Annotated in this window: 2 protein-coding genes; both read right to left on the bottom strand. The window is 53.3% G+C overall.

Going from position 1 to position 1,791, the window contains the following annotated elements; translation table 11 throughout:
• Positions 1-117 precede the first annotated feature (117 nt).
• Positions 118-1,410 (bottom strand): methionine adenosyltransferase, encoded by a 1,293-nt coding sequence (metK, locus tag C5S62_RS11825; RefSeq protein WP_104405586.1) that lies wholly within the window; start codon positions 1,408-1,410, stop codon positions 118-120.
• A 52-nt stretch (positions 1,411-1,462) separates the two neighbouring features.
• Positions 1,463-1,591, bottom strand: a complete 129-nt coding sequence (locus C5S62_RS14065) for a hypothetical protein (protein WP_255400154.1) — start codon at positions 1,589-1,591, stop codon at positions 1,463-1,465.
• Between the last annotated feature and the right edge of the window lie 200 nt (positions 1,592-1,791).

Genomic DNA, 1,791 nt, shown 5'->3' with positions numbered 1-1,791 from the left:
GTATACGGTAATGGTCATAAATACAGACTGTATTAAAAGATTTACGCCCTGAGAGCAGTGTGGCGGCAGACAAGATCTTTGCCGCACTGCCTCAAAGCCTGATGTTTTTCTTCAAGTTCAAAGAGCGAACACTTCTTTGATTTTTTCAACATAATCGAGTTTTTCCCATGTGAAGAGCTCCACCTCTACGGTTTTCTCCTCTGCTCCCCGTGCGTGGAAGGTTTTCCTGACGATCTGCGAGGTACGTCCCACGTGGCCATAGCTGGCAGTTTCCTCATAGATGGGGTGACGCAGTTTGAGCCTTTGTTCGATAGCTGCGGGTCTCAGGTCGAAGAGTTCCGTAATCTTCCGTGCTATCTCGCCGTCGGTCATGTCTACGTGCGCCTTGCCGTAAGTGTTGACGTACACCGAAATGGGCTGGGCCACGCCTATGGCATAGCTCAGCTGCACGAGCATTTCATCGGCCACCCCGGCCGCTACCATATTTTTTGCGATGTGGCGTGCCGCGTAGGCTGCCGAGCGGTCTACCTTCGAGGGGTCCTTGCCCGAGAAGGCGCCTCCTCCGTGTGCCCCTTTGCCGCCGTAAGTGTCGACAATGATTTTGCGGCCGGTCAGTCCGGTGTCGCCGTGAGGGCCGCCAATGACGAATTTCCCTGTGGGGTTAACGTAATACTTGATGTCGCCACGCGTGAAGAGTTCCTTCACTTCGGGTGTGTTCACACGCTCCTGCAATACGCGGGGAACGAGAATGTCAATGACATCGCGGCGTATCTGGTCAAGCATCATCTCGTCGGCCTTCTGCTGTGAGCCAGCTTCGGAGGCTGTGATAAATTCGTCGTGCTGCGTGGATACCACAATACTGTCTATGCGCACGGCGCGGTCGTTATCGTCATATTCCACCGTAACCTGGCTCTTCGAGTCGGGACGCAGATAAGTCATCTGCCGCCCTTCGCGGCGTATTTCGGCCAGCACAATCATGAGGTCGTGAGCCAAAGACAACGGCAAGGGCATATAAGTGTCAGTCTCATTGTTGGCATAACCGAACATCATGCCCTGGTCGCCCGCTCCCTGTTCCATGGGGTCGGTACGCTCAACGCCGCGGTTAATGTCGGCACTCTGTTCGTGTATGGCGCTGAATATGCCGCAGCTCTCGGCCTCAAACTTATAGTCGGCCTTGGTATAGCCTATCCGGCTGATGGTGCGCCTGACGATGTCCTGCAGGTCGGCATAAGCGCCGGACTTTACTTCGCCCGCCACCACCACCTGCCCGGTGGTGACAAGAGTTTCGCAAGCTACTTTCGAATTGGGGTCATAGGCCAGCAATTCGTCAAGCACGGCGTCCGATATTTGGTCGGCCACCTTGTCGGGGTGTCCCTCAGACACCGATTCGGAAGTGAAAAGATATCCCATTTCTCGTCTTTCTGTTAGGATGATAAAAACTTATTTAAACAAAAAAATCTGCTCACGCAGTGGCGAAAGCAGAACGTACAGGGGTATTATGGCTGTGAGCATTTCCGGTGGTCGCTCCGTTTTTTCTTCCGACCACTTCCCATGAGCGGTTGTCGGCAGGCATCGACCGTCGTTTTAGCATTTTTTTGAGAGGTTGCAAGCAGCCAAATCTGTCCTCGTTCTGTAATTCCGGATGCAAAAATACGTCTTTCCCCCAAAACGGCCAAGCCCGCAGTTGTTTTTTAACGCTAAAGCCTGCCACAGAGTGCCGCCATCGGCGCCAGCAGCCGTTTTAACATTTCTTGCTTTTGCCTCCGAAATGTCGTATCTTTGCAACAGCGA

The sequence above is a fragment of the Prevotella sp. MGM2 genome (assembly GCF_002933955.1).
GTDB lineage: Bacteria > Bacteroidota > Bacteroidia > Bacteroidales > Bacteroidaceae > Alloprevotella.
Note: the sequence above shows the minus strand (reverse complement) of the source record. Positions and strands in the feature narration are given on the sequence as shown.

Bases quoted from the DNA above. Each gene is read 5' to 3' on its own strand.
- metK (WP_104405586.1), bottom strand. From the start codon at position 1,410: ATGGGATATCTTTTCACTTCCGAATCGGTGTCTGAGGGACACCCCGAC.
- C5S62_RS14065 (WP_255400154.1), bottom strand. From the start codon at position 1,591: ATGCTAAAACGACGGTCGATGCCTGCCGACAACCGCTCATGGGAAGTG.